The sequence below is a fragment of the Nocardioides sp. genome, from assembly GCF_041393715.1.
In the GTDB taxonomy this organism is placed as follows: Bacteria; Actinomycetota; Actinomycetes; order Propionibacteriales; family Nocardioidaceae; genus Nocardioides.
In genome coordinates, this window is sequence record NZ_JAWKJQ010000005.1 from 264,684 (window position 1) to 290,998 (window position 26,315).

The window sequence follows — 26,315 nt, forward strand, 5'->3', positions numbered from 1 at the left end:
GCACGATTGTGCCCGCCACGGCGCCCGAACCGCGGCCGAACCGCGGCGGGGCCCCCGGTGGGCGGCGTACGCTGCGGTCCATGGCAGGCACGTGGACCAAGGCGCTGGGGCTCGCGGGTGTGCTCGGGCTGGCCGCGACCGGCGCGGTCGTCGCGCGCGAGGAGCGCAAGCGCCGGGCCTACTCCGCCGACGAGATCCGCGACCGGCTGCAGGAGCGCTACGCCGAGATCGGCGCGCAGGCCCGCGAGGAGGCGACCGACGCCTGGCGGGAGCGCCGCGAGGCCGGTGCCTGAGCCCCGGGCCGCCCTGGGGACGAGCGGGGGAGGTCCGCGACCGGCCCCGTAGACTCCCGGCGTGGCCGGGCGGATCCGCGATGACGACATCGCCGAGGTGCGCGAGAAGGCGCGCGTCGACGACGTCATCTCCTCCTACGTCACGCTGCGCTCGGCCGGTGGCGGCTCGCTCAAGGGGCTGTGCCCCTTCCACGACGAGAAGTCGCCGTCGTTCCACGTCACGCCGGCGCGGCAGTTCTGGCACTGCTTCGGCTGCGGTGAGGGCGGCGACGTCTTCACCTTCCTGATGAAGATCGACGGCCTCAGCTTCGTCGAGGCGGTCGAGCGGCTCTCGGAGAAGTACGGCGTCCAGCTGCGCCGCGAGGACGGCGACGCCCCCACCGAGCGGCGCGGGCCCAACCGGTCGCGGCTGATCGACGCCCATCGGGTGGCCCAGGAGTTCTATGCCGACCAGCTGCGCACCCCCGACGCGCTGGCTGGCCGCCAGTTCCTCGACGAGCGCGGGTTCGACCAGGAGGCGGCGGCCCGGTTCGGCGTGGGCTTCGCGCCCCGCGACGGCGAGGCGCTGACCCACCACCTGCGGCAGAAGGGCTTCCGCGACGAGGAGACGGTCGCGGCCGGGCTGGTGGCCCAGGGCCGGTCGGCCTACGACCGGTTCCGCGGGCGGCTGCTGTGGCCGATCCGTGACGCGTCCGGGGACACCATCGGCTTCGGGGCGCGCCGGATCTTCGACGACGACCGGATCGAGGCGAAGTACCTCAACACCCCCGAGACGCCGATCTACAAGAAGAGCCAGGTGCTCTACGGCATCGACCTGGCCCGTCGCGACATGGCGCGGTCCTCGCAGGCCGTGGTGGTCGAGGGCTACACCGACGTGATGGCCTGCCACCTGGCCGGTGTGCCGACCGCCGTCGCCACCTGCGGCACCTCCTTCGGCGACGAGCACGCGCGGGTGCTGCGCCGGTTCCTGCACGACCACGAGGAGTTCCGCGGCGAGGTGATCTTCACCTTCGACGGCGACGCCGCCGGCCAGAAGGCCGCGCTCCGCGCCTTCGCCGGCGACCAGAACTTCGTCTCCCAGACCTACGTCGCCATCGAGCCCTCCGGGCTCGACCCGTGCGACCTGCGGCTCCAGCAGGGCGACTCCGCGGTCCGCGAGCTGGTGGCCCGCCGGGTGCCGCTCTATCGCTTCGTGCTCGGCAACGTGGTCGGCAAGTACGACCTCGACCGGGCCGACGGCCGGGTCGACGCCCTCCGCGAGGCCGCACGGCTGGTGTCCAGCGTGCGCGACAAGTCCAAGGTCGACGCGTTCGCCCGCGAGGTTGCCGGCATGGTCGGGGTCGACATCGAGGAGGCGCGCGCGGAGGTACGCCGGGCTGCCGCGCGGGGCTCGCGACCCACGCCGACCCAGGCGCCTCCGGGGCGCGGGGAGCCGGAGCCGGCGGCCACCCCCCGTCAGCAGCTGCCCGACCTGCGCGACCCGCGCTTCTCGATCGAGCGCGAGACCCTCAAGCTGGTGCTGCAGCACCCGGCCGTCGTCGGCCGGACCGCCGCCGATGTGGGCGGCAACGACTTCACCCACCCGACCTACCGCGCGGTGTGGGAGGTGGTGGCCGCCGCCGGCGGACCGGCGACCGCGGGCCACGACGAGGGCTGGGCCGCCCGGCTGCGGGACGCTGCCGACGACCCGGCGGTCTCCTCGGCGATCAGCGCCCTCGGCGTGGAGCCGCTGCCCACCGCCAAGGAGCCCGACGGCGCCTACGTCGCCGCCCACGTCTTCCGGCTCCTCGAGCTGACGGCGCTGCGCCGGATCGCCGACCTGAAGTCGCGGCTGCAACGCACCAACCCGGTGGAGCAGGCGACTGACTACAACCGGATGTTCGGCGAGCTGGTCGCCCTGGAGCAGCATCGGCGGACGCTGCGCGAGCGGGCGATGGGGGAGCCGTGAGGGGCCGGTTCGGCCGGCGTACCACTCCGGAGGTGGCGCTGGCCCCGGGCGAGCGGGTGCTGGCCTGGGCGGAGGGCGCCGGCGGGCTCGTCGCCGCCGGCTCGCGGCAGGCCTTCTATCTGGTCCCCTCCGAGGGCGACCAGGTGCGGCTGCCGTGGGAGCAGGTGGAGGCGGCCGACTGGGACCGCGACGAGTCGACGCTCCGGGTCGCCGAGGTCGGCACCTGGGGCGAGCGGCGGGTCGTGCACGAGGTGGTCCTCGAGACGCCCGGCGACCTGTTGGCCATGGTCCGTGAGCGGGTGACCGCCTCGATCGTCCTGCAACGGCACATCCCGGTCACCGCCCGCCGCGGCCTGCGCGTCGTCGGCCGCCGCTCGCCGGTGGGCGACGCCCCCGTCGAGTGGTTCTTCGAGTACGACGCCGGCGTCGACCCCGACGACCCCACGGTGCGGCTGGCCGCCGAGGCCGCCCTCGACCAGGCCCGCTCCGACGCCGGCCTCTGACCGCGACATGCCGGAAATGGCCCCGCGACATGCGGGAAATGGCCCCGCGACATGCAGGGAATGGTCGTCCGACCATGACCGGTTGGCTGAAGATTCGCACCGGGTCGAGGCGGCTTGCTAGTCTGTGGCCGCTTCGACAGTCCCCTGTAGCTCAACTGGCAGAGCATTCGGCTGTTAACCGAAGGGTTGTTGGTTCGAGTCCAACCGGGGGAGCCATGCGGCGAAGACCGCGCCGGCGTTGATGGCCCGAGCGGCCCCTCTCGGTCAGCCATTTCCCGCATGTCGCGGGGCCATTTCCGGCATCTCGGCCGTCAGTCGCCCCAGCCCATCGGGAAGACCTCGAAGGGTGCCGCCTTCGCGACGCCGAGCCGCTGGCCGGTCGGCCGGGCGAAGCCCTCGAGGAACTCCTCGGGGTCCCAGCCCTCCCAGCCCAGCCCCTCGATATACGCCGCATGGGCGGCCAGCGACGCCACGCCGGCGTCGAAGGTGTCGGTCGTGTCGACGCCGTGCTCGGCGCCGGGGGAGTTGGCGGCCCACACGGCCTGTACCCCACCCCAGGGCTCCAGCCCGTCGACCAGCTGGTCGTGGAAGATCCACCGGTTGCCGGCGTCGCGCACGGCGTCGAGCACGGCGCGACCCACGGCGATGTGGTCGGCCTGGTTGAGGTTGCGCCCGCCGAAGGTGTCGCGGAAGTTGCCGGTGATCACGATCTCCGGGCGGTGCCGCCGCACCACCTGGGCGATCGCGGCGCGCAGCGGGACGCCGTACTCGACGATGCCGTCGGTGAACCCGAGGAACTCCACCTCGTCGACGCCGACCAGCCGCGCCGACTCGATCTGCTCGGCCTCGCGCAGCGGCCGGCACTCCTCCGGCGCGATCCCGTCGATCCCGGCCTCGCCCGAGGTGACCATGCAGTAGACGATGTGCTTGCCCTGGCCGGTCCAGCGGGCGATCGCGGCGGCCGCGCCGAACTCCAGGTCGTCGGGGTGCGCGACCACGCACAGCGCGCGCTCCCAGTCCTCGGGCAGGGGCTCCAGGGGTGTGGGTTCCATGCGGTGCAGCATGGCAGGAACCCGCCGCGGTCCGACAGACCGGTTGTGACACAGAACGCAACGATTCGGCCCACAGGCGTCCGCCGCGAGGAGCACAGTGGAGGCATGAGCACCGTCACCTCGGACCACGACATCCTCGACCCGCTGGACACGGAGACCGCGCAGCCGCGTCTCGGCGACCTCTGGTCGGTCGTCCTCGGCGCGTCGCTGGCCGGGATCGGCTTCACCGTGGTGCAGGTGCTGGAGAAGATCACCCTGCTGACCGACCCGGGCGCCACCCTGTCGTGCGACTTCAACGACCGCGTCTCCTGCTCCGACGTGCTCGACGCCTGGCAGTCCAGCGTCCTCGGCCCGCCGAACTCCGTGATCGGCGCCATCATGTTCAGCCTGTTCGCCTCTGCCGCCCTGGGCGGCTTCCTGGGCACGCGTCCCAGCCGGTCCTACGCCGGCACCCTCTGGGGGCTGAGCGTCTTCTTCCTCGTCTTCGCCACCTGGTTCATGGCCGAGACGGCGTTCAGCATCCGCAGCCTCTGTCCCTGGTGTGTCGGCCTCACCACCGCCGTGGTCGTCATCACCGCGGCGCTGACCCGGATCGCGCACCGCACCGGGGTGTTCGGCGAGGGAGGCTTCGGCGGCCTCGTCGCCCGCGCCGTCGAGCGGCGGCTGGACCTGGCGTTCTGGGGCGCCTGGTGGCTGGCGATCGGCGCCATGCTGCTGGTCGGCCTGACCTGACCGCGCCGGTAGGCTCCGCCGCGGGGCGGTAGCTCAGTCGGTTAGAGCTGAGGACTCATAATCCTTTGGTCGCGGGTTCGAGCCCCGCCCGCCCCACCAGGCAGGGGTCGAGGGCCGTCTCCACGGCCGCAGGCTCAGCCCTCACCGTCGATGAGATAGTCGCCGCCGGCGTAGGCGAGCTGCAGGCGCACGTGGTCGACGGGGTGCGCGCCGTTGCGCGTGTAGCGCACGTCGTACTCCACGGTGAGGTTGTCGGGGTCGGCGGAGAACGACACCAGCTCGGCGGCCTGCTGCTGCTGCCAGAACTTCTTGTACTGCCCGTAGCCGCCGCTGGCCTTCTGGAAGGACGGCGTCAGCATCGCCCAGCTCGCCTTCTGGTCCGACGTCGCCGCCGTGAGGTACGACGCCACGAAGGCGCGCATGTCGTCGACCGTCGGTTCGTCCGCCGAGGCCGTGCCGGAGCTCTCCGCCTGGGTGGGTGTGTCGCTGGCGCGTGAGGGGTCTGCGCCCGTCGATGCGGCGCCCCCGCCGGGGTCGCCGCCCAGGTGTCCGACGCCCCACGCCACGCCGAGCAGCGCGACCAGCAGCGCGGCGGCCACCAGCAGTGCCGTGGCCGGGCCCCGCCGGGGCCGTGGCTCCTCCGGGGACGCTGCCGCGGCGGCCGACGGTGGCTCGTTGGGCGGGGCGACCCTGCGCCGGGTGGACGTCTGCACCGGCGGCGCCGGCGCGGTGAGCACCTGGGTGACCCCGGGGTCCGCGACGTCGACCGGCAGCTCCGCGGTGCCGCCCTCGGCCAACGGCACCTCGCGCCCGCACAGGAACGCGTGCACCTGCGCCATCGTCCAGCGCCGCTCGGGCTCGGCGACCATGCTGTGCCGCAGCAGCGGGTCGAGAGGATGGCCGGCAGGCAGTCGTGGCGGCTCCTCGTGCACCACCTGGTAGAGCGTGGCGACGGCGTTGCCGTCGGCGTCGTACGGCGGCCGCCCGGTGGCCGCGTGGAACGCCGAGGCGCCCAGCGACCACACGTCGCTGGCCGGTGTGGCCCGCTGGCCCCGGGCCACCTCGGGCGAGAGATAGGCGGGCGAGCCGGTGACCATGCCGGTGCGGGTGATCGTCGCGTCGTCGTCGGCGCGGGCGATGCCGAAGTCGGAGATCTTCAGGGTGTCGTCCGGCCCCACGAGCATGTTGGACGGCTTCACGTCGCGGTGCACGATCCCGCCTGCATGGGCGGCGGCGAGTGCCTCGGCCGCCTGGGCGAGCAGGTGTGCCGCCCGGGCCGGGGGCAGGGCGCCCTCCTCCGCCGTGACCCCCGCGAGGGTCCGGCCCGCGACGTACTCCATCACCAGCCAGCGCCCGTCGTCGTCCTCGACCAGGTCGAAGACCGCGACCACGTGCGGGTGGTTCAGAGCGGCGGCGAGTCGCGCCTCGCGAGCCGCGCGCTCGAGGTCGAGGTCGCCGTGCCCCAGCCGCTTGACCGCCACCTCGCGGTGGAGCACCTCGTCGCGGGCCAGCCAGACCGCACCCATGCCGCCACGGCCGATCTGGCGCCCCAGCGCATACCTTCCCGCGATCACCGGCTCACTGTAGGCACGCGACCGAACACCGCCCAGGTGAGGCGCCGCGGACGTGCCGGCCTCCCGTGCCGGGCGTGAGCGAGATCTCAGCGAGCGAGGGTCCCGTCCCACCGGTCAGCTGGACGGCTGGGGGACCTTGCACTGGACCTTCGGGTTGACCCCGACGTAGTTGAGGGGGCCGGCCACGATGGTCAGCGCGGTGTCCCCGAAGGTCTTGCAGCTGACGTCCTGGCCGCTTCCGAAGTAGCCGCGCTGCACCGCGGCGAGCACACCGATCACCAACCAGACGACCACCACGATGCCAACCACTCTGCGCATCAGACCTCCTCCTCCGGCGCGGTCGGACGACCACGACCTGCGTGAGGTACCCCGATCGGGCGCCCGCACACCTGCGCCGAGGCTTGAAAGGTCGCTCCTCGGCTGGCGAGCCGCCTCGCGTCCTGGCGCCGGAGGGAGCACGATGGTCCGCGGCACGGGCGATGAGTCGGCGGGGGTGTCCTCGTCCTCGGAAAGGAAGCCACATGTCTGACGTGCAACCCGCCTCCAAGAGCCTCGGGGACTGGATCCTCGGCGGCCTGTTGGTGGTCGTGGGCCTGGTCCTGCTCGGCAACGCCACCTTCGCGACCGCTGTCTCGGTGCTCTTCATCGCCTGGATGACGTTCATCTCGGGTGTGGTGACCCTGGTGTTCTCGCTCGTCCGCGTCGGCACGGACGGCTCCTGGACCGGCGTGCTCGGCGGCGGCCTGATGACCGCGCTCGGGCTGGTGATGCTGCGCAACTCCGCGGCGGTGGCCTTCACCCTCACCCTGGTGGCCGGCACCATGTTCTTCATGGTGGGCGTGGCCCGACTGGCCGTCGCGGGTCAGGTGCCCGAGCTGCGGGTCCCGTTGATCATCAGCGGGGGCGTCTCCCTGGTCCTGGGGCTGATCGTCCTCTTCAACGTCTTCACGTTCACTCCCACACTCCTCGGCGTCCTGCTGGGCATCCAGGTGCTGGTCGAGGGTCTGTCGATCCTCGTCATGGGCCGCGCCGCGCGCGCCTACAGCCAGCCGGTCTGAGCGGGCGTCGGGAGCACTCATGCGACGTGGACTGACCACGGCACTGGCCGGACTGCTGGTGGTCGTGGGATGCCTGATGGTGCCGGTGGCCGCCACCGCCTGGTGGACCAAGGCAACGGTCACCGACTCCGACACCTTCGTGTCGACGGTCGCGCCGGTCGCCGCCGACCCCACCGTCCAGGCGCGCGCGGAGCAGCAGATCGTCGACCAGGTGATGGGCTGGGTCGACGACCAGCAGATCGTGGAGCGCTCGGTCGACGCGCTGGCGGCGCAGGGTGCCCCACCGCGGGTCGCGGCCGCGCTGCGGCTGCTGGCGGAGCCACTGCGGGACCGGCTCGAGCGGCGGGTCCAGCAGGTGGCGACGCGTGTGGTCGAGAGCGAGGAGTTCCAGACCGCCTTCGAGGAGTCGCTGCACAGCGTCCACGAGCAGCTGGTCACGATCGTCGAGGGCAAGGCCGACGACACCGACCTCCTCAGTGCGGGCTCCGACGGGACGGTGCGGCTCTCGCTGGCCACCCTGTCCGCCACCGTGCGCAGCCAGCTGGTCAACGCCGGGGTCCCGGGCGCCGACCGGCTGCCGGAGCTGACGGCGTCGATCCCGATCGCGGAGGTCGACCAGCTGGTCACCATCCGCAAGGGCTATCGCGCCCTCGACCTGCTCGGCACCTGGCTGCCGTTCCTGGCGGTCGCCCTGCTCGTCGGGGGTGTGCTGCTCGGCCGTCGGCGTGGACGGTGGGCGGCCGGTGCGGCGATCGGGGTGGTGCTGGCGCTGCTGCTGACCCTGGTCGGGCTGGTGGCGGCCCGGTCGGCCGCCGTCGACGCGGTGACGGGTGCCCCCGAGGCGACCCGGGCCGTCGTCGACCTGATCAGTGAGCCACTGCGCTCCCTGCTGCGCGGTCTCGCGCTGGCGGTGCTCGCGGGGCTGCTGGTCGCGCTCGTGGTCAGCGTGGTGCGAGGTCGGCCCGAGCTCCGGGCGAGTGCCCGCGACCTCTGGGACCGCGCCTCCGCCTCGCCGTTGTTCCCGCTGGCCGCGGCGGCCGTGGCGGCCGTGTGCGCCGGCGTACTCCTGTTGGCCGAGCTGCGTCCCGCGGTGATGCTCCTGCTGCTCGCGCTGGGCGCCTTCTCCGCGTACGCCGCCTTCGAGAGCCGTCCGGCGCGCGAGTGACCGCCGCCGGCGCCCGGCCGGTCTCTCAGTCGCGCACGAACGCGCTGGCGTAGGTCGTCTCGCCCACCGCGATGGAGTACTCCGCGTAGTAGTCGGCCACGCCGTGCCGTTGCGCCTCGCGGTGTCGCGGGTGGTCGCGCCAGGCCCGGTGGGAGTCGGTGTCGGCGAAGGTGACCACGGTGCAGCGCTCGCCGTCGTCGGCGGTGAAGGTCTTGGTCTCGACGAAGCCGGGCATCTCGCGCGCCAGGGCGGCGACCACGGCGAGCTCGTCGGCATAGGCCGCCTCGTGCTCGGGCCGGAGCCGGTTGCGGAAGACGGTGACCACCTGGCCGACGAGCGGGCGTGCGGGTTGCATGGTCACACGCTCCCGCCCGGCGCGGCCGACGGCAACTCCCGGGTCGGTCAGACGCCGATCCGGTGCACCCCGAGCGCCGTGCCGATCGCGTCCTCCTCGTAGCGGAAGTGCGACTCCAGGAGGGCGCGCAGGTGTCGGAACTCCCGCACCAACGCGGCTCCGGCCTCCGGGGTGGCGGCCGCGCCCGAGCCGGGGTCCGCCGACCTCGCGAGCCGCACGACGCTGCCGTCCAGCCGCACCAGCACGGCGTGGATCACCTCGTGCTCGTGGGTCAACCGGTCCAGCGTCGCGCTCAGCGCGTCGTCGGCGTCGCGGAGGGGCGGATAGAGGAAGCGGTCCTCGATGCCGTGGTGGGTCTGCACGGCGCTGCAGATCTGGCCGCAGTAGGAGCCGAGGGTCTGGTAGGCCTCGGTGAGGCCCAGCCCGTGCAGCGCGGCCCGCGCCTCGGCAGGGTCTGCGTCCCCAGCTGCCACCAGCTCCACCAGGTCGCCCACCTGGGCGAGCCCGCGACGGTACATGTCGTGGATGGCCCGGAGATGCTCGCCCGAGGCGTGGTCTGCGGCGGTCGCCGCGGGATAGTCGACCGGGGGCGGCCGCAGCGACTCGTCGGCCCAGCGGGGCAGGTCGTCGGCGTCCACGAGCGGCGAGCCTAGCCCGGGGTGCCTCCGGGCATGACACGGCGGCCGGTCCTGGAGGAAGCCGGCCGCCGTGAGTGGGGGTGGGTCAGGACGCCACGGGCTCGTGGGTCAGCGCCCACGCGTCGTAGCCGCCGAGGATGTCGGAGACATCGGCGAAGCCCTGGGCCCGCAGCGCACTGGCGCCCACGCTGCTGCGCCAGCCGCCGGCGCAGTAGAGCAGCACCGGGCGGGCCGGGTCGAGCTCGTCTGCGCGCTTGCTCAGCTCGGCGAGCGGGATGTGCACGGCGCCCGGGATCTGGCCGACGGCCAGCTCGCCCGCGTTGCGGATGTCGATCAGCTGGACGTCCGGGTTGGCGATGGCCTCCTCGGTCTCGGCCACCGTCAGCCGGCTGGCCCGCGCGACGTCGTCCTCGTGACCGAGGAAGTAGTGCTCGGGCTCGGGCAGGTAGCCGATCACGTGGTCGTAGCCGATCCGCGCGAACCGGGTCGCGACCTCCTGCTCGTGGCCCTCGGGGGCCACCACGATCACCTCGTGCTCGGGCGCGAACACCATGCCCACCGTCTCGGCCATCCGGCCGTCGACGGGCACGTTGATCGAGCCGCGCAGGTGGGCGGTCGAGAACTCCTGCTGGTCGCGAGCGTCGTGGATCATCGCGCCACGCGCGAGGGCGGCCTCGACAGCGGCGTCGTCCAGCGCCGGCACCGCCTCGCCCTCGGCGTAGACCTCCCGCTCCTTGCGGTTGAGGATCGCGTTGTAGACGAAGTACGACGGCGCGGAGGGCTGGCCCTCGGTGACGATGTCGATGAACTGCTGCTCGGACATCGGCTGGCAGGCGTAGTTGAGCTTGCGCTGCTGACCGATCGTCGACTGGAGCTCGGTGGAGAGGTTCTTGCCGCACGCCGAGCCGGCGCCGTGGGCCGGGAAAACCCGGACGTCGTCGGGCAGGCCCATCAGCTTGTGCTGGATCGAGTGGTAGAGCATCTTGCCGAGCTCATCGGCGGTGACGCCGATGGAGGCGAGCAGGTCGGGCCGGCCGACGTCGCCGATGAACAGCGCGTCGCCGGTGAGGACGCCGTAGGCGACCTCGTCGTCGGCGTGCTCGAACACCTGCACGCTGATCGACTCGGGGGTGTGACCGGGGGTGGTCATGATCTCCAGGGTCACGTCGCCGAGGCTGATCCGCTCGCCGTCGACGAGGCTGCGCACCTCGAAGTCGGCCTGGGCGGCGTCGCCGTAGCCGATCCAGGCGCCGGTGCGCGCGGCCAGCTCGAGGTGACCGGAGATGAAGTCAGCGTGGAAGTGGGTGTTGATGACGCCGACGATCTCGAGGCCGGAGGCCTCGGCGTCGTTGAGGTACTCCGCGATGTCGCGGCGCGGGTCGACGATGACGGCCTTGCCGGTGGTCTCGTCACCGACGAGGTACGACGCCTGCGACAGGCAGTCGAGGTAGTACTGCGTGAAGATCATGCTGAGCCTCCAGGAACGGGATCTGTTGCTAGCGTTTATATACCCCCGGGGGTATCAATTTCAAGTCTCGACCGCCGCGGTGTCGACAGCACCAGGCCCACCATCGCTGCCGCCCACGCCAGGTGCACCCACCCGACCGCCGCCGGGTGGGTGAACCACCAGTGGGCAAGACCGGAGGTGGAGTCGAGCCGCCGGGCGTAGTCCGCGACGAACGGCTGCCACAGCAGCACGGTCGTCGCGAGGGTGGCCCAGGGCAGGGTCCACGCGACCGCCACCAGGTCGAAGACCACGGCCGCGGCCGCGGCCCCACCGATGTAGTAGGGGTTGTCCTGGGGGTCGAGGGCCAGCCGGACCGCGACCGCGGCGAGCAGCACTCCCGGCCACGCGGCTCGCAGGGCGACGAGCAGCGCCACGGCCGGCGCGGCGAGCAGCTGGGCGGTGCGTCCCCACCCCGGCACGAACTCGCCACGCACGCCGAGGCTGTGCAGCCCGCTGCCCGGGATCAGAGGGACGTCCGGCCGCAGCGCGCGCAGGGTGCCGGGCGCGGCGACCAGGAACGGCAGCCAGGCCGCGGCCGCCGTCCCAGCGGCGGCCAGGGCAGCGCGCAGCCGCCCGCGGTCCAGCCCGAGCACCAGCGGCAGGAAGCCGACCGCCCAGGGCTTGGCGGCCATGGCTGCGCCCAGCGCGAGGCCCACCAGCAGCGGCCGCCGGGCCGCGACCGCTCGGACCGCGAGCACGGCCAGCAGCATCGCGAGGACGTCGTCGAGGTGTCCCCAGCGCACCGCCAGGACCGTCCAGCCCGGGAGCAGCACGAGTGCGGCGAGGGCCAGGCGGAGCCGGCGGCGCGGACCGGTGACCAGCGGCGCCAGCACCGCCAGCAGGAGCGGGCCGGTCGCCGCCATCAGCAGCTCGGCGGTGACCCGCCCCCGTTCGCCGTCGCCGAGGGCGGCCGCCACGACCAGGGACAGCGGCCCCACCTGGAGCTCGGGGTCGTCCGCGAACACCGCAAGCCCCGAGCCACCGGTGAGGCCGGAGGCGCCGGTCGCGAAGTGGTGCCAGGACAGTCCCGAGGGCGTCCACGACTGCCACGCACAGGCGGCGGCCCAGGCGACCACGCCGACCCACAGCAGCACGTCGCCAGGACGGGGGAGGCGGCCCATGGAGCCAGTGTGGCGGACCGACCGGCCGCCGGGGAGTGCCGAGCATCCGCGGGGAATGGCCGTGGGAGTGGGCTCCCCGATGGTGCAGACTTGGGGCGCTCGCGACCCGCGCGGGCCCAGGGAAGGAGCACCGTGAGCACCCCCAACGTCCTCGACGACCTCGAGTGGCGCGGCCTGATCGCCCACTCGACCGACCGCGACGCGCTTCGCGCCGCGCTGGGCCAGGGGAGCGTGCGGTTCTATGTCGGGTTCGACCCGACCGCTCCGAGCCTCCACATGGGCAACCTGGTGCAGCTGCTGACCGCCCGCCGGCTCCAGGACGCCGGCCACACGCCGTACATCCTGGTCGGTGGGGCGACCGGCATGATCGGCGACCCGAAGGACTCGGGGGAGCGGACGCTCAACACCGCCGAGACGGTCGCGGAGTGGACCGAGCGCGTACGCCGGCAGGTCAGTGGGTTCGTGTCCTTCGAGGGCGACAACGCCGCCACCGTGGTCAACAACCACGACTGGACCGCCGAGCTGTCCGTCATCGACTTCCTGCGCGACATCGGCAAGCACTTCCCGGTCAACCGGATGCTCGCCCGCGACACGGTGCGCCGGCGGCTCGAGTCGGGCATCTCGTTCACCGAGTTCTCCTACGTGCTGCTGCAGTCGATGGACTTCCTGCACCTGTTCCGTGCGCATGGTGTGACGCTGCAGCACGGCGGTTCCGACCAGTGGGGCAACATCACCGGCGGCGCCGAGCTGATCAGGCGGGCCGAGGGCGGCGCGGCCCACGCGTTCGCCACCCCGCTGATCACCAAGGCCGACGGCACGAAGTACGGCAAGACCGAGGCTGGGGCGCTCTGGCTGGACCCGGAGATGATGACGCCCTACGCCTTCTACCAGTTCTGGCTCAATGTCGAGGACTCCCAGGTGGGAGAGATGCTCCGGATCTTCACCTTCCTCTCCCGTGAGGAGATCGAGGAGCTGGAGCAGCAGACGGCCGAGAAGCCGTTCCTGCGGGCCGGGCAGCGCGCGTTGGCCGAGGCGGTCACCTCGTTCGTGCACGGCCCCGCCGAGACCGAGCGCATCAGGAGCGCGTCGGCCGCCCTGTTCGGCGGGGGCGACCTGGCCGCCCTGGACGGCGAGACGCTGGGCGCCGCGCTGCGCGAGGCGGGGACCGCGGAGGTCGAGGGGGAGATCCCGTCGGTCGTCGAGCTGTTGGTGCTCACCGGGCTGGCCCAGAGCCGCAACGACGCCCGCCGCACCATCGGCGACGGCGGTGCCTACCTGAACAACGAGCGGGTCACCGACCCCGACCAGGTGCCCGGCGCCGAGGACGTCGTCGGCGGCGGCTGGCTGGTCCTACGCCGCGGCAAGAAGCGGTTCGCCGGCGTCGCGGTGGGGCCCCGCTGAGACCGCGGGTGCCGTGTGGCCGGGCTCACCGCGTGTCGATTTGACCGACCCACCGCGCTCGCCTAATGTTCAGGTTCGTTGCGCCGGGCGCGGCGGAGAGCAAGCAGTCAGCGGGCTCTCGGCCCCGGGTGACTCCCACTCTCTCCTCCACTTCGGGTGGATGTCGGTGAGCCTCGGCCAGCCGACAGCCGGTCCGGAGGGTCGAGTGCGCGGGACGGCCGGAAGGCATCTCCACGATTTGGTCGTGTTGGTGCGGCTGGCTAAAGTTGGAACCGCCCCTATCGCTACAGCCCTCACGGGTTGGTGTCGTTGGTGCGCGCCTGATCTTTGAGAACTCAACAGTGTGTGATAGTCGATGAATTGATTTGTTTGTTTACCTGTCGATCTTTCCCTGTGTTTTGGGGTTGGGTTGGTGGTTTTGCAATGATTCTGGGACTGACGTTTGATCGTTGGTTTTTGTTTTGTTGTTAGGGTTTGAATTTTCTTTGGAGAGTTTGATCCTGGCTCAGGACGAACGCTGGCGGCGTGCTTAACACATGCAAGTCGTGCGGAAAGGCCTTCTTCGGAGGGTGCTCGAGCGGCGAACGGGTGAGTAACACGTGAGTAATCTGCCCTGCACTTTGGGATAGCCACCGGAAACGGTGATTAATACTGGATAGGACTGCCTCCTGCATGGGGGGTGGTGGAAAGCCCTTTGGGGTGGTGTGGGATGTGCTCGCGGCCTATCAGCTTGATGGTGGGGTAGTGGCCTACCATGGCTTTGACGGGTAGCCGGCCTGAGAGGGTGACCGGCCACACTGGGACTGAGACACGGCCCAGACTCCTACGGGAGGCAGCAGTGGGGAATATTGGACAATGGGCGGAAGCCTGATCCAGCAACGCCGCGTGAGGGATGACGGCCTTCGGGTTGTAAACCTCTTTCACCGATGGCGAAGCCGCTTTCTTTTGGGGGTGGTGACGGTAGTCGGAGAAGAAGCACCGGCCAACTACGTGCCAGCAGCCGCGGTAATACGTAGGGTGCGAGCGTTGTCCGGAATTATTGGGCGTAAAGGGCTCGTAGGCGGTCTGTTGCGTCGGGAGTGAAAACACCGGGCTTAACTCGGTGCTTGCTTTCGATACGGGCAGACTGGAGGCATGCAGGGGAGAATGGAATTCCTGGTGTAGCGGTGAAATGCGCAGATATCAGGAGGAACACCGGTGGCGAAGGCGGTTCTCTGGGCATGTTCTGACGCTGAGGAGCGAAAGTGTGGGGAGCGAACAGGATTAGATACCCTGGTAGTCCACACCGTAAACGTTGGGCGCTAGGTGTGGGATCCATTCCACGGGTTCCGTGCCGTAGCTAACGCATTAAGCGCCCCGCCTGGGGAGTACGGCCGCAAGGCTAAAACTCAAAGGAATTGACGGGGGCCCGCACAAGCGGCGGAGCATGCGGATTAATTCGATGCAACGCGAAGAACCTTACCTGGGTTTGACATATAGGGAAATCCTCCAGAGATGGGGGGTCCGTAAGGGTCCTATACAGGTGGTGCATGGCTGTCGTCAGCTCGTGTCGTGAGATGTTGGGTTAAGTCCCGCAACGAGCGCAACCCTTGTCGCATGTTGCCAGCGCGCCCTTCGGGGTGGCGGGGACTCATGCGAGACTGCCGGGGTCAACTCGGAGGAAGGTGGGGATGACGTCAAGTCATCATGCCCCTTATGTCCAGGGCTTCACGCATGCTACAATGGCCGGTACAGAGGGCTGCGATGCTGTAAGGCGGAGCGAATCCCTAAAAGCCGGTCTCAGTTCGGATTGGGGTCTGCAACTCGACCCCATGAAGTCGGAGTCGCTAGTAATCGCAGATCAGCAACGCTGCGGTGAATACGTTCCCGGGCCTTGTACACACCGCCCGTCACGTCACGAAAGTCGGCAACACCCGAAGCCGGTGGCCCAACCCCCTTGTGGGAGGGAGCTGTCGAAGGTGGGGCTGGCGATTGGGACGAAGTCGTAACAAGGTAGCCGTACCGGAAGGTGCGGCTGGATCACCTCCTTTCTAAGGAGCAATTCATCTGACCTGCTGGCTCTGGTGCCTGCCCTGTGGGGTGGGCGTGGGGGTTGGTGGGGCGGTCCGTTCTTGGTGCACCCGGTTGTGGTGTCGGGACGGGTTGCTGTCCTAGTGGAATCATCGACGTCCCCCGGCGGTTTGGCCGGCAGTGCCTGTGAGGGTGGTGCCTGGCTGGATTGGTGGGGGGTCACATGCTGTTGGGGTTCTGAGAGATCAGGCCCCCCGTTCCCCCTGGTGGGTGGGGTTCCCTGCTTGTGGGTGGGGTTCCTTGCCTTGGTGGGTGGGGGTGGGTGGGGTTGGTGTCTTGGCCTGGGCTCTGTGCTGCTCCTGTGGTGGGGTGGTGTGGGGTGGTGGGGTTTGTTGTTTGAGTTTTGCATAGTGGACGCGAGCATCTTTGTAGTTTGTTGTGTTTGTTTGAGTTGTGTTGTTTGGTGACAAGCTATGAAGGGCACATGGTGGATGCCTTGGCATCAAGAGCCGATGAAGGACGTTGGAGCCTGCGATAAGCCCTGGGGAGTTGGCAACCGAGCTGTGATCCGGGGGTGTCCGAATGGGGAAACCTGGCTGGAGTCATGTCCAGTCACCTGCACCTGAATATATAGGGTGTTGGGAGGGAACGTCGGGAAGTGAAACATCTCAGTACCGACAGGAAGAGAAAACAATAGTGATTCCGAGAGTAGTGGCGAGCGAAATCGGATGAGGCCAAACCACGCTGATGTGATACCCGGCAGGGGTTGTTGGTGTGGGGTTGTGGGACGCGATTTTATCCGTGCTGCCGTGCGGGTGCGCAGTGAGAAACCATGCATGAAGCGAAAGTCCGTTGGAAAGCGGTGCCGTAGAGGGTGAGAGCCCCGTACGTGTAAGTGTGTGGCTGTGTGATCGTGTTTCCCAAGTAACACGGAACTCCTGAAATTCTGTGTGAATCTGGCGGGACCACCCGTTAAGCCTAAATACTCCTTGATGACCGATAGCGGACCAGTACCGTGAGGGAAAGGTGAAAAGTACCCCTGGCGGGGAGTGAAATAGTACCTGAAACCGTGTGCCTACAATCCGTCGGAGCCTTGCCTTTTGGGGTGGGGTGACGGCGTGCCTTTTGAAGAATGAGCCTGCGAGTTTGCGTTGTGTTGCGAGGTTAACCCGTGTGGGGTAGCCGTAGCGAAAGCGAGTCCGAACAGGGCGGTTGAGTAGCATGATCAAGACCCGAAGCGGAGTGATCTATCCATGGGCAGGTTGAAGCGCGGGTAAGACCGCGTGGAGGACCGAACCCACTTAGGTTGAAAACTGAGGGGATGACCTGTGGATAGGGGTGAAAGGCCAATCAAACTCCGTGATAGCTGGTTCTCCCCGAAATGCATTTAGGTGCAGCGTTGTGTGTTTCTTGCCGGAGGTAGAGCACTGGATAGCCGATGGGCCCGACCAGGTTACTGACGTTAGCCAAACTCCGAATGCCGGTAAGTGAGAGCGCAGCAGTGAGACTGCGGGGGATAAGCTCCGTAGTCGAGAGGGAAACAGCCCAGACCATCAGCTAAGGCCCCTAAGCGGTGACTAAGTGGAAAAGGATGTGGAGTCGCAGTGACAACCAGGAGGTTGGCTTGGAAGCAGCCACCCTTGAAAGAGTGCGTAATAGCTCACTGGTCAAGTGATTCCGCGCCGACAATGTAGCGGGGCTCAAGTCATCCGCCGAAGCTATGGCACTCACACCCCCTTGATTGGGGAGCCCAGTCAGTCGGTTCGCCGGCTGGTTCAGGTGTGTGGGTGGGTAGGGGAGCGTCGTGTCGCCGGTGAAGCGCCGGAGTGATCCAGGTGTGGAGGCGACACGAGTGAGAATGCAGGCATGAGTAGCGAATGAAGAGTGAGAAACTCTTCCGCCGAATGATCAAGGGTTCCAGGGTCAAGCTAATCTGCCCTGGGTAAGTCGGGACCTAAGGCGAGGCCGACAGGCGTAGTCGATGGACAACCAGTTGATATTCTGGTACCGGCAACGTAGCGACCCTGACGAGGTCCGTGATGCTAACCACCCGAAGCCACCTTTCAACCCGCATGCCTCTTCGGAGGGGTGTGGGGCTGGTGGTGGAGCGTGGGACCCGACCGGGTAGTAGTCAAGCGATGGGGTGACGCAGGAAGGTAGCCCAACCGTGGCGATGGTTGTCCACGGGTAAGGATGTAGCACGTGGCCTAGGCAAATCCGGGCCATCCCCCTTGAGTGGGGAGTGTGAGATCTGACGCCGAGCCGATTAAGGCGAAGTGAGTGATCCTATGCTGCCGAGAAAAGCCTCTAGCGAGCTGTACAGCCGCCCGTACCCCAAACCGACACAGGTGGTCAGGTAGAGAATACCAAGGCGATCGAGAGAACTGTGGTTAAGGAACTCGGCAAAATACCCCCGTAACTTCGGGAGAAGGGGGGCCGACGCGTGAAGGGACTTGCTCCCCGAGCACCGGTTGGCCGCAGAGACCAGGCCCAAGCGACTGTTTACTAAAAACATAGGTCCATGCGAAGTCGCAAGACGATGTATATGGACTGACGCCTGCCCGGTGCTGGAACGTTAAGGGGACGGGTTAGCGACTTCGGTCGCGAAGCTCAGAACTTAAGCGCCAGTAAACGGCGGTGGTAACTATAACCATCCTAAGGTAGCGAAATTCCTTGTCGGGTAAGTTCCGACCTGCACGAATGGCGTAACGACTTGGGCGCTGTCTCAACCACAGACTCGGCGAAATTGCACTACGAGTAAAGATGCTCGTTACGCGCGGCAGGACGGAAAGACCCCGGGACCTTTACTACAGCTTGGTATTGGTGGTCGGTTCGATTTGTGTAGGATAGGTGGGAGACTGTGAAGCGTGGACGCCAGTCATGTGGAGTCAACGTTGAAATACCACTCTGGTCGTGCTGGCTGTCTAACCTAGGTCCGTGATCCGGATCAGGGACAGTGCCTGGTGGGTAGTTTAACTGGGGCGGTTGCCTCCTAAAATGTAACGGAGGCGCTCAAAGGTTCCCTCAGCCTGGTTGGCAATCAGGTGTCGAGTGTAAGTGCACAAGGGAGCTTGACTGTGAGACTGACGGGTCGAGCAGGGACGAAAGTCGGAACTAGTGATCCGGCCATGGCATGTGGAAGCGGCGTCGCTCAACGGATAAAAGGTACCCCGGGGATAACAGGCTGATCTTCCCCAAGAGTCCATATCGACGGGATGGTTTGGCACCTCGATGTCGGCTCGTCGCATCCTGGGGCTGGAGTAGGTCCCAAGGGTTGGGCTGTTCGCCCATTAAAGCGGCACGCGAGCTGGGTTTAGAACGTCGTGAGACAGTTCGGTCCCTATCCGCCGCGCGCGTAGGAGTCTTGAGAAGGGCTGTCCCTAGTACGAGAGGACCGGGATGGACGAACCTCTGGTATGCCAGTTGTTCCGCCAGGAGCACGGCTGGTTAGCTACGTTCGGAAGTGATAACCGCTGAAAGCATCTAAGCGGGAAGCACGCTTCAAGATGAGGGCTCCCACAGGGTTGACCTGGTAAGGCCCCCAGCTAGATGACTGGGTTGATAGGCCGGAGGTGGAAGCACGGCGACGTGTGGAGCTGACCGGTACTAATAGGCCGAGGACTTGCCACCACACAACAGAACCCAAAACCCACGACAAGCCACACACAAAGAGAACGCCCGCGTCCACATGCAAAACTGAGACCACAAACACCACCCACACACGCGAGAGAGTGTGTGGGACAGGTAGTAACAGGTCACAAGAGTTACGGCGGCCATAGCGACAGGGAAACACCCGGACCCATCCCGAACCCGGAAGTTAAGCCTGCCAGCGCCGATGGTACTGCAACCGAGAGGCTGTGGGAGAGTAGGACGCCGCCGAACACACCACACCCGAGAGAGGCCACCCACCCGTGGCCTCTCTCGGCCATTTACCACGGTCATGGACGACCACGAGCCGCGATCCCGCGGCGCCACAGCGACCGCTGGACCGGTTTGAGCCGCGCGAGCGGGCTCCCGGCCCTAGGATCGCACCTGACAGCAACGAGGAGTTCTTGCGATGAGCGACGAGCGTGGCAAGCCACGCGGACAGCGACCGTCCGGCGGCCGCGGCCGTGGCCAGAGCGGGTCCTCCGGCGGGTCGTCGGGACGCGGCCCCGGTGGACGCGGCGCCGCGGACCGCGGCGGGCGTGGCGGTTCGCCTGGCCGGGGCGCCGCGCGCGGTCGTCCCGAGCGGGGTGGTCGCAGCGACCGCGGGCGCGCGGACCGCACCGAGCCGCGCACCGAGACCCAGCAGCGCTACGACGGCCCGCCGCTCCCGGAGGAGATCACCGGCCGCGAGCTCGACCGGAGCGTGCTGGCGCAGCTGAAGGGACTGCCCGACAAGCTCGCCCAGCGGGTCGCTCGGCATCTGGCGGCCGCCGGCCAGCTGATCGACGAGGACCCGGAGACGGCCTACCAGCACACGCTGGCGGCCCGGGCGCGTGCCGGCCGGCTGGCCGTGGTGCGCGAGGCGGTCGGCGAGTCGGCGTACGCCGCCGGTCACTACGCCGAGGCACTGGCCGAGCTGCGCGCCGCGAAGCGGATGAACGGCGCCACGGCCTATCTGCCGATCATGGCCGACTGTCTGCGTGCCCTCGGCCGCCCTCAGGAGGCGCTCAAGCTGGCACGCAACCCCTCGGTGGCCGGGTTCGCTCCGGAGGCGAAGGCCGAGATGACGTTGGTGGAGGCGGGCGCTCGGCGTGACCTCGGCCAGCTCGACGCCGCGTTGCGGGTGCTGGAGCTCTCACCGCTGACCTCCAAGAGCCGGGCCGCGTGGGTGGTCCGGCTGCGTTACGGCTACGCCGACACGCTCGAGGCCGCCGGTCGTGACGGAGAGGCGCTGGCCTGGTTCCACCGCACCCACGCGATCGACAGCGACCAGATCACCGATGCCGCGGAGCGGGCCGACGCGCTCGAGAAGCGTCAGGGCTGACCGGGATCGGCCATGCTCGACGACCGCTTCGAGCGCCTGCTGCGCGAGGCCCAGCAGGGTGACGGCGACGCGTTCGCGGAGCTCTGGCGGTCGACGCAGCCGATGCTGGTGCGCTATCTGCGGGTGGTGGCCGGGGACGAGGCCGATGACGTCGCCTCGCAGACGTGGTTGCGGGTGATGGAGTCGCTGACCTCGTTCGAGGGCAGCGGGCCTCAGTTCCGTCGCTGGGTGGTGACCATCGCGCGCAACCTGCACCTGGACCTGGTCCGCCGCCGGGGACGCCGGCCCGAGTCGGCCGTTGACGATCTCTCGGAGCTGGATGCGTCGTCGGTGCCCGACGCGGGCCATCTGGTGGAGGAGCGGATGTCGACCGAGTCGGCCCTGCGGCTGATCGCCTCGCTGCCCGAGGCGCAGGCGGAGATGGTGATGTTGCGGGTGGTCCTCGGGATGGAGGTGGCCGAAGTGGCGCAGGTGGTCGGCAAGCGGCCGGGCACGGTCCGGGTGGCGGTGCACCGGGCGCTCCGGACGCTCGAGGAGCGGCTGTCCAGACCAGCAGAGCGCGCGGATGTAACGCCCACGTGGTTCACGACGTTCTCTGAGCACGATGCCTGACCAGACTCCGTTCCCCGCCGACGACCAGCCGCACGACCCGTGGCTGGCGGATCGGCTCGCCTCCGGCTCCGACGCGGGTGTGCCTGACGCGCTCGCTGAGCTGTTCGCCGCCGCCCAGGCGCCGGCGACCGAGGCCGAGCTGTCGGGGGAGGCTGCGCTGCGCGCCGCCTTCGCGGAGCACGGCCCCCTGGGGACTGGTTCGGCGGCTCAGACTGCCCACCACGAAGGGACCGCCATGCGATCCACCCGGATGTCCACCAAGCTCGCCGCGGCCGTCGCCGTCGGTGCCCTGTCGCTCGTCGGCGTCGGCGCCGCCGCGCTCACCGGCTCGGTGCCCGGCGTCAACCACGGCAAGAGCCACGCCCAGGCCGATGACGAGCCCGGCGACGTCGACACCACCGAGGTGCCGGACGACGAGGGCACGGACGAGGGCACCGACGGGGCGACCGACGGGGCGACCGACGGGGCGACCGACGGGGCCACGGACGGGGCCTCCGACGACGCCACTGACGACGCCACCGACGACGCGAAGGGCGGCAACGGCCCCGACGCGACCGGTCCTGCGGCGTACGGCCTGTGCAACGCCTGGACGAAGGGCGGCCTGTCCGACCATTCGACGGCCTACGCCAACCTGGCCGAGGCGGCCGGTGGCGAGGAGAACATCGAGACCTACTGCGCCACGATCGAGCACCCCGGCAACGGTGGCGCCAAGGACGACGAGTCGAGCACCAAGGGCAAGAAGGACAACCACCCGACCAAGGACGACAACCCGGGCAAGGGCCACTCCAAGAAGGACGACGCCGGAAAGAGCGGCGGCAAGGGGCAGGGTGGCAAGGACAAGGCCCAGGGTGCGAAGGACAAGTCCAAGGGCGGCAAGGGCAAGCCCGGCAAGGGCTGATCGGACTCGCTGGCGGCGGACCCCCTACCGCCGCCCGCGAACGACGGGGGATCCATACGAGGGCCCCGGCTTGGCAGTCGCCACGCCGGGGCCCTCGTCTTTTCCCGCATGGCTGGCATTCCGCCGTCCCATCAGTCACAATGGGGCACACAAGTTCAGATCCGTCACTCAAGACCCTTTCACACCGAGCGAGAACGCTGGGGAAGGCGCATCTCCGCGCCGGTGATGAAGGAGGTCCAGTGACCGCATCCACTGCCACGCGCGTCCAGACGCGGGGTGTGCTCTACGTTCACTCTGCGCCGTCGGCGCTGTGCCCGCACATCGAGTGGGCCGTCGGCGGCGTGCTCGGCGTTGCCTCGACCATGCACTGGATCCCGCAGCCCGCCCAGGCGCACAGCTATCGCGCCGAGCTGTCCTGGGTCGGTGACGCGGGCTCGGCCGCCTCCATCGCCTCGGCACTGCGAGGCTGGAACCACCTGCGCTTCGAGGTCACCGAGGAGCCGACTCCTGGCACCGAGGGGGCGCGCTACTCCTACACACCCGACCTCGGCGTGTTCCACGCCGTCACCGGACTGCACGGCGACATCATGATCCCGGAGGACCGTCTGAAGGCCGCCGTGGTCAAGGCCGCACTCGGCGATACCACCCTGGTGACCGAGATCGACAAGCTGCTGGGCAAGCCCTGGGACGACGAGCTGGAGACCTTCCGGCACGCCGGCGAGGGCGCCCCGGTGCGCTGGCTGCACCAGGTGGTCTGACCGGCCGACGGACGGGGACCGCCGGCGTCGTACCGACGTGCGACGGGTCGACCCCCGAGGGACTCAGACCGTGCCGAAGGCGACCGCCACGTTGGCCCCGCCGAACCCGAAGGAGTTGTTGAGCGCCGCGATCTGACCCTCGGGAAGGTCTCGAGGCTTGGTCGCGATGTCGAGCTCCACCTGCGGGTCCTTGTCGTCGAGGTTGATCGTCGGCGGCACGGTCCGGTCGTGCAGGGCCATCACGGTCGCGATCGACTCCAGTGCGCCGGCGCCACCGAGCAGGTGCCCGGTCATCGACTTGGTGCTGGTCACCACCACCCGGTCGGCCTGGGCGCCCAGGGTGGCATGGATCATCAGCCCCTCCGCGATGTCGCCCAGCGGGGTCGACGTCGCGTGGGCGTTGATGTGGGCGATGTCGGAGGGGGAGATCTCGGACTCCTCGAGCGCGCGCACGATCGCACGGGCGCCGCCGCGGCCGCCCGGGTCGGGTTGCGCGATGTCGTGGCTGTCGGCGGTGATGCCCGCGCCGAGCACCTCGGCGTAGATGCGCGCGCCACGGGCCCGGGCGTGCTCCTCGGACTCCAGCACGAGGACCCCGGCGCCCTCGCCGAGCACGAACCCGTCGCGCGCGGTGTCCCAGGGCCGGGAGACGGTGGTGGGGTCGCCGTCGTTCTTGGACAGCGCCATCATGTTGGCGAACGCCGCCATCGGCAGCGGGTGGATCGCCGCCTCGGTGCCGCCGGCGACGACGACGTCGGCCCGGCCGAGCCGGATCTGGTCGACGGCCAGCGCGATGCCCTCGTTGCCGGAGGCGCAGGCGGACACGGGGGTGTTGACCGCCGCGCGTGCGCCGATCAGCAGGCTGATGTTGGCCGCCGGGGCGTTGGGCATCAGCATCGGCACGGCCAGGGGGGAGACCCGACGGGGCCCCTTCTCCTTGAGGATGTCGTAGTTGTCGAGCAGCGTGGTGACGCCGCCGATGCCGGACGCCAGGGCCACGCCGAGCCGGTCGCCGTCGACCTCGGCGTCGGCCAGGCCGGAGTCGGCCCAGGCCTCCATCGCGGCGACCATGGCGAACTGCGAGGACCGGTCGAGACGCCGGGCCTTGACCCGCTCGAGGACCTCGGTGGGCTCCACCGCCACCCGACCGGCGATCTTCACCGGCATCTCCTCGGCCCACGGGTCATCGAGCCGGCGTACGCCGGACCGGCCGGCCAGCAGCGCCTCCCACGTGCTGGCGAGGTCACCTCCGACCGGGTTGGTGGTGCCCATGCCGGTCACGAAGACTCTGGTGCGGCTCATGTCATCCTCACATGCTCAGGCCTGCCGGCCCGGGATCGAGGGGCGCCGGCGGGATGCCCCGCCGGCCGCCCACGAACGGGTGGTGTCGCTCAGCCCTGGGCGTTCTCGATGAACGCCACCGCGTCGCCGACGGTCTTGAGGTTCTTGACCTCGTCGTCGGGGATCGAGACGCCGAACTTCTCCTCGGCGGCGACGACGACCTCGACCATGGAGAGCGAGTCGACGTCGAGGTCGTCCACGAAGGACTTGTCGAGCTGGACGTCGTCGGCGTCGACGCCGGCGACCTCGTTGACGATCTCGGCGAGCTCGGCGCGGATCTCTTCAGTGGTGGCCATGGTGGGGGTTCCCTTTCGGACGGGTAGGTGCGATGAGGTGGTGGATGGTCAGGGCACGGTGACGACCTGGGCGGCGTACGCCAGGCCGGCGCCGAACGCGATGAGGAGCGCGGTGTCCCCACTGCGTGCCTCACCCTCGACGATCATCCGGTCGAGGGCAAGGGGGATCGAGGCCGCCGAGGTGTTCCCCTGGTCGGCGATGTCGCGCGCGATGCGCACGGTGTCGGGCAGCTTCATGGCCTTGGCCATCGCGTCGATGATGCGCATGTTGGCCTGGTGGGGCACGAACAGGTCGAGGTCGTCGGCCGTGATGCCGGCCCGCTCCAGCGCCTCGGCGGCGACCTTGGCCATCGCGTAGACCGCCCAGCGGAAGACCGGGTTGCCCTGCATCGTGAGGTGCGGCATCAGGCCGCTGCCCGGCTTGTCGGGGCCGCCGACGACGTCGCGCCAGTCCTCGCGCTGCCGGATGTAGTCGAAGTGCTCGCCGTCGGAGCCCCACACCACCGGGCTGATGCCGGGGACGTCGCTGGGGCCCACCACGACGGCGCCGGCGCCGTCGGCGAAGATGAAGGCGGTGCCCCGGTCGTAGACGTCGGTGATGTCGGAGAGTCGCTCCACACCGATCACCAGGACGTGCTTGGCGCTGCCGCCCTGGACCATGTCGGCGGCCAGCGAGACGCCGTAGCAGAAGCCGGCGCAGGCCGCCGAGATGTCGAGCGCGGGCGCCTGGTTGGTGCCGAGCTCGTGGGCGATCGCGGTCGCGACGGCGGGCGTCTGCAGCAGGTGGCTGACGGTGGCGACCAGCACGAAGTCGATCTGCTCGGCCGTGATCCCGGCGCGCTCCATGGCCTGGCGCGACGCCGCCACGCTCATCAGCTGGATCGTCTCCTCCGGGGTGGCCCAGCGGCGCTGCTTGATGCCGGAGCGCTGCTGGATCCACTCGTCGCTGGAGTCGATCGCCTCGATCACCTCGGAGTTGGGGATCACCCGCGAGGGGCGGTAGGCGCCGACGCCCAGGATGCGGGCGTGGGGGGCGCCGGTGGAGCCGCGCAGGTCTGCCATCAGAGGCCGCCTTCCGTGTCAGGGCCGGCCGAGCCGACGGTGCCGTGCCGCGCGATGAACTCGCGGGCGTCGTCGAGCTGGTCGGGGGTCTTGAGGGCGAAGGTCTCGACGCCCTTCATCGCCCGGCGGGCGATGCCGGTGAGGGTGCCGGCGGGTGGGAGCTCCAGCATGCCGGTGACGCCCAGCCCGAGCATGGTCTCCATGCACAGGTCCCAGCGCACCGGAGACGCGATCTGCCCCACGATCCGGTCGAGCACCTCCCGGCCGTCGCGGACCACCTGGCCGTCCTTGTTGGAGATCACCGCGGTGGTGGCGGGGGCGGTCTGCCTCTCCGCGGCCAGCTCGGTCAGCCGCGCCACCGCCGGAGACATGTGGTGGGTGTGGAAGGCCCCGGCGACGCTCAGCGGCGCGAGGCGGGCCTTCTCCGGGGGGTCCTCGGCGAGCGCGGCGAGCTGCTCGAGCGTGCCGGCCGCGACCACCTGGCCGGGGCCGTTGTCGTTGGCGGGGGTGAGGCCGTGCCGCTCCAGGGTGGCCCGCACCTGGTCGCGGTCGCCGCCCAGGACGGCGGTCATGCCGGTCGGCGTCACGGCGGCGGCCTCGGCCATCGCCCGGCCGCGCTCGCGGACCAGCACCATCGCGTCGTCGGCGGACACCGCCCCCGACGCGGCCGCGGCGGCCAGCTCGCCCACGCTGTGGCCGGAGACGGCCCCCACGCCACCGAGACCGTCGGGCAGCAGCACCCCGAGGGTGGCCAGCGCGGTGGCCACGAGGAGGGGCTGGGCGACCTGGGTGTCACGGATCGTGTCGGCGTCGGCCTCGGTGCCGTAGTGCACCAGGTCGAGCTCGGCGACCTCGGCCAGGTGGGTCAGGCGGTCGGCGAAGCCGGCGTCCTCGAGCCAGGGCGCGAGGAACCCGGGGCTCTGGGCCCCCTGTCCGGGGGCGACGATGACCAGCACGGTGACCACCTTGCCTGGTGGTGCCTGCTCGCCGCGCGTCGAGCGCGGACGAATCTGCACCAC

At 69.5% G+C, this 26,315-nt stretch carries 22 protein-coding genes, 2 tRNA genes and 3 rRNA genes; 16 read left to right on the forward strand and 11 right to left on the reverse strand.

Annotated elements, in window-relative coordinates; translation table 11 throughout:
* Positions 1-80 precede the first annotated feature (80 nt).
* The 4 genes from R2740_RS10215 (at position 81) to R2740_RS10230 (ending at position 2,960) form a co-directional block, all read left to right on the forward strand.
* Complete coding sequence (locus R2740_RS10215) at positions 81-293, forward strand: hypothetical protein (RefSeq protein WP_371302574.1); 213 nt, start codon at positions 81-83, stop codon at positions 291-293.
* A 61-nt stretch (positions 294-354) separates the two neighbouring features.
* Positions 355-2,241, forward strand: a complete 1,887-nt coding sequence (dnaG, locus tag R2740_RS10220) for a DNA primase (RefSeq protein WP_371302575.1) — start codon at positions 355-357, stop codon at positions 2,239-2,241.
* Positions 2,238-2,744 (forward strand): hypothetical protein, encoded by a 507-nt coding sequence (locus R2740_RS10225; protein ID WP_371302576.1) that lies wholly within the window; start codon positions 2,238-2,240, stop codon positions 2,742-2,744. The genes dnaG and R2740_RS10225 overlap by 4 nt, the downstream gene beginning before the upstream one ends.
* Before the next feature lie 140 nt (positions 2,745-2,884).
* Positions 2,885-2,960, forward strand: a tRNA-Asn gene (locus R2740_RS10230).
* A 95-nt stretch (positions 2,961-3,055) separates the two neighbouring features.
* Here R2740_RS10230 and R2740_RS10235 read toward each other — a convergent pair.
* Positions 3,056-3,796 carry a PIG-L deacetylase family protein gene (locus R2740_RS10235; protein ID WP_371302577.1) on the reverse strand — a complete coding sequence of 247 codons (741 nt, stop codon included), beginning with the start codon at positions 3,794-3,796 and terminating at the stop codon, positions 3,056-3,058.
* A 105-nt stretch (positions 3,797-3,901) separates the two neighbouring features.
* Here R2740_RS10235 and R2740_RS10240 point away from each other — a divergent pair, with 105 nt between their 5' ends.
* Together R2740_RS10240 and R2740_RS10245 are read left to right on the forward strand one after the other, a co-directional pair.
* Positions 3,902-4,528, forward strand: a complete 627-nt coding sequence (locus tag R2740_RS10240) for a vitamin K epoxide reductase family protein (protein ID WP_371302578.1) — start codon at positions 3,902-3,904, stop codon at positions 4,526-4,528.
* A gap of 22 nt (positions 4,529-4,550) precedes the next feature.
* Positions 4,551-4,627 (forward strand) — tRNA-Ile (locus R2740_RS10245).
* A gap of 35 nt (positions 4,628-4,662) precedes the next feature.
* On the opposite strand, the gene R2740_RS10250 is transcribed toward R2740_RS10245, so the two are convergent.
* Together R2740_RS10250 and R2740_RS10255 are read right to left on the reverse strand one after the other, a co-directional pair.
* Complete coding sequence (locus R2740_RS10250; RefSeq protein WP_371302579.1) at positions 4,663-6,102, reverse strand: serine/threonine-protein kinase; 1,440 nt, start codon at positions 6,100-6,102, stop codon at positions 4,663-4,665.
* A gap of 114 nt (positions 6,103-6,216) precedes the next feature.
* A complete protein-coding gene (locus tag R2740_RS10255) occupies positions 6,217-6,420 on the reverse strand; it encodes a hypothetical protein (RefSeq protein WP_371302580.1) in 204 nt (67 codons plus the stop codon).
* A gap of 203 nt (positions 6,421-6,623) precedes the next feature.
* On the opposite strand from R2740_RS10255, the gene R2740_RS10260 reads away from it, so the two are divergent.
* Entirely contained in the window at positions 6,624-7,160 is a 537-nt protein-coding gene (locus tag R2740_RS10260) for an HdeD family acid-resistance protein (protein WP_371302581.1), read from the forward strand.
* Positions 7,161-7,179: 19 nt separating this feature from the next.
* Positions 7,180-8,325, forward strand: a complete 1,146-nt coding sequence (locus R2740_RS10265) for a hypothetical protein (protein ID WP_371302582.1) — start codon at positions 7,180-7,182, stop codon at positions 8,323-8,325.
* Between the two features lie 25 nt (positions 8,326-8,350).
* On the opposite strand, the gene R2740_RS10270 is transcribed toward R2740_RS10265, so the two are convergent.
* The 4 genes from R2740_RS10270 to R2740_RS10285 form a co-directional block, all read right to left on the reverse strand.
* Positions 8,351-8,680, reverse strand: coding sequence for an antibiotic biosynthesis monooxygenase (locus R2740_RS10270; protein WP_371302583.1), 330 nt, complete (start codon positions 8,678-8,680; stop codon positions 8,351-8,353).
* 47 nt (positions 8,681-8,727) lie between these two features.
* Entirely contained in the window at positions 8,728-9,318 is a 591-nt protein-coding gene (locus tag R2740_RS10275) for a hemerythrin domain-containing protein (RefSeq protein WP_371302584.1), read from the reverse strand.
* Positions 9,319-9,403: 85 nt separating this feature from the next.
* Positions 9,404-10,786, reverse strand: coding sequence for a rhodanese-like domain-containing protein (locus R2740_RS10280; protein WP_371302585.1), 1,383 nt, complete (start codon positions 10,784-10,786; stop codon positions 9,404-9,406).
* A 35-nt stretch (positions 10,787-10,821) separates the two neighbouring features.
* Positions 10,822-11,946, reverse strand: a complete 1,125-nt coding sequence (locus tag R2740_RS10285; protein ID WP_371302586.1) for a hypothetical protein — start codon at positions 11,944-11,946, stop codon at positions 10,822-10,824.
* A gap of 132 nt (positions 11,947-12,078) precedes the next feature.
* On the opposite strand from R2740_RS10285, the gene tyrS reads away from it, so the two are divergent.
* From tyrS to R2740_RS10325, 8 genes are all read left to right on the forward strand, one after another.
* The gene (gene tyrS, locus R2740_RS10290; RefSeq protein ID WP_371302587.1) at positions 12,079-13,347 is read left to right on the forward strand and encodes a tyrosine--tRNA ligase; all 1,269 of its coding nucleotides are present in this window, start codon (positions 12,079-12,081) and stop codon (positions 13,345-13,347) included.
* A 482-nt stretch (positions 13,348-13,829) separates the two neighbouring features.
* Positions 13,830-15,377 (forward strand): 16S ribosomal RNA (locus tag R2740_RS10295).
* A gap of 444 nt (positions 15,378-15,821) precedes the next feature.
* Positions 15,822-18,987: ribosomal RNA gene (locus tag R2740_RS10300) — 23S ribosomal RNA — on the forward strand.
* 135 nt (positions 18,988-19,122) lie between these two features.
* Positions 19,123-19,239: ribosomal RNA gene (gene rrf / locus R2740_RS10305) — 5S ribosomal RNA — on the forward strand.
* The 16S, 23S and 5S rRNA genes sit together here, the layout of an rRNA operon.
* Before the next feature lie 175 nt (positions 19,240-19,414).
* Positions 19,415-20,329, forward strand: coding sequence for a tetratricopeptide repeat protein (locus R2740_RS10310; RefSeq protein ID WP_371302588.1), 915 nt, complete (start codon positions 19,415-19,417; stop codon positions 20,327-20,329).
* Positions 20,330-20,341: 12 nt separating this feature from the next.
* Positions 20,342-20,941, forward strand: a complete 600-nt coding sequence (locus R2740_RS10315; RefSeq protein ID WP_371302589.1) for an RNA polymerase sigma factor — start codon at positions 20,342-20,344, stop codon at positions 20,939-20,941.
* On the forward strand, positions 20,934-21,839 hold the full coding sequence (locus R2740_RS10320; RefSeq protein WP_371302590.1) for a hypothetical protein: 906 nt from the start codon (positions 20,934-20,936) through the stop codon (positions 21,837-21,839). The genes R2740_RS10315 and R2740_RS10320 overlap by 8 nt, the downstream gene beginning before the upstream one ends.
* Before the next feature lie 239 nt (positions 21,840-22,078).
* Positions 22,079-22,597 carry a DUF3145 domain-containing protein gene (locus tag R2740_RS10325; protein ID WP_371302591.1) on the forward strand — a complete coding sequence of 173 codons (519 nt, stop codon included), beginning with the start codon at positions 22,079-22,081 and terminating at the stop codon, positions 22,595-22,597.
* A gap of 63 nt (positions 22,598-22,660) precedes the next feature.
* Here the strand turns inward: R2740_RS10325 and fabF are convergent, their stop codons facing one another.
* The 4 genes from fabF to R2740_RS10345 form a co-directional block, all read right to left on the reverse strand.
* Entirely contained in the window at positions 22,661-23,899 is a 1,239-nt protein-coding gene (gene fabF, locus R2740_RS10330) for a beta-ketoacyl-ACP synthase II (protein WP_371302592.1), read from the reverse strand.
* A gap of 89 nt (positions 23,900-23,988) precedes the next feature.
* On the reverse strand, positions 23,989-24,234 hold the full coding sequence (locus tag R2740_RS10335) for an acyl carrier protein (protein ID WP_371302593.1): 246 nt from the start codon (positions 24,232-24,234) through the stop codon (positions 23,989-23,991).
* Positions 24,235-24,282: 48 nt separating this feature from the next.
* On the reverse strand, positions 24,283-25,296 hold the full coding sequence (locus tag R2740_RS10340; protein WP_371302594.1) for a beta-ketoacyl-ACP synthase III: 1,014 nt from the start codon (positions 25,294-25,296) through the stop codon (positions 24,283-24,285).
* Entirely contained in the window at positions 25,296-26,312 is a 1,017-nt protein-coding gene (locus tag R2740_RS10345; protein ID WP_371302595.1) for an ACP S-malonyltransferase, read from the reverse strand. The genes R2740_RS10340 and R2740_RS10345 overlap by 1 nt, the downstream gene beginning before the upstream one ends.
* Positions 26,313-26,315 lie beyond the last annotated feature (3 nt).

Bases quoted from the DNA above. Each gene is read 5' to 3' on its own strand.
- R2740_RS10315 (WP_371302589.1), top strand. From the start codon at position 20,342: ATGCTCGACGACCGCTTCGAGCGCCTGCTGCGCGAGGCCCAGCAGGGT.
- R2740_RS10215 (WP_371302574.1), top strand. From the start codon at position 81: ATGGCAGGCACGTGGACCAAGGCGCTGGGGCTCGCGGGTGTGCTCGGG.
- R2740_RS10285 (WP_371302586.1), bottom strand. From the start codon at position 11,946: ATGGGCCGCCTCCCCCGTCCTGGCGACGTGCTGCTGTGGGTCGGCGTG.
- R2740_RS10335 (WP_371302593.1), bottom strand. From the start codon at position 24,234: ATGGCCACCACTGAAGAGATCCGCGCCGAGCTCGCCGAGATCGTCAAC.
- fabF (WP_371302592.1), bottom strand. From the start codon at position 23,899: ATGAGCCGCACCAGAGTCTTCGTGACCGGCATGGGCACCACCAACCCG.
- R2740_RS10270 (WP_371302583.1), bottom strand. From the start codon at position 8,680: ATGCAACCCGCACGCCCGCTCGTCGGCCAGGTGGTCACCGTCTTCCGC.
- R2740_RS10235 (WP_371302577.1), bottom strand. From the start codon at position 3,796: ATGGAACCCACACCCCTGGAGCCCCTGCCCGAGGACTGGGAGCGCGCG.
- R2740_RS10265 (WP_371302582.1), top strand. From the start codon at position 7,180: ATGCGACGTGGACTGACCACGGCACTGGCCGGACTGCTGGTGGTCGTG.
- R2740_RS10260 (WP_371302581.1), top strand. From the start codon at position 6,624: ATGTCTGACGTGCAACCCGCCTCCAAGAGCCTCGGGGACTGGATCCTC.
- R2740_RS10310 (WP_371302588.1), top strand. From the start codon at position 19,415: ATGAGCGACGAGCGTGGCAAGCCACGCGGACAGCGACCGTCCGGCGGC.
- R2740_RS10340 (WP_371302594.1), bottom strand. From the start codon at position 25,296: ATGGCAGACCTGCGCGGCTCCACCGGCGCCCCCCACGCCCGCATCCTG.
- R2740_RS10320 (WP_371302590.1), top strand. From the start codon at position 20,934: ATGCCTGACCAGACTCCGTTCCCCGCCGACGACCAGCCGCACGACCCG.
- R2740_RS10255 (WP_371302580.1), bottom strand. From the start codon at position 6,420: ATGCGCAGAGTGGTTGGCATCGTGGTGGTCGTCTGGTTGGTGATCGGT.
- R2740_RS10240 (WP_371302578.1), top strand. From the start codon at position 3,902: ATGAGCACCGTCACCTCGGACCACGACATCCTCGACCCGCTGGACACG.
- R2740_RS10280 (WP_371302585.1), bottom strand. From the start codon at position 10,786: ATGATCTTCACGCAGTACTACCTCGACTGCCTGTCGCAGGCGTCGTAC.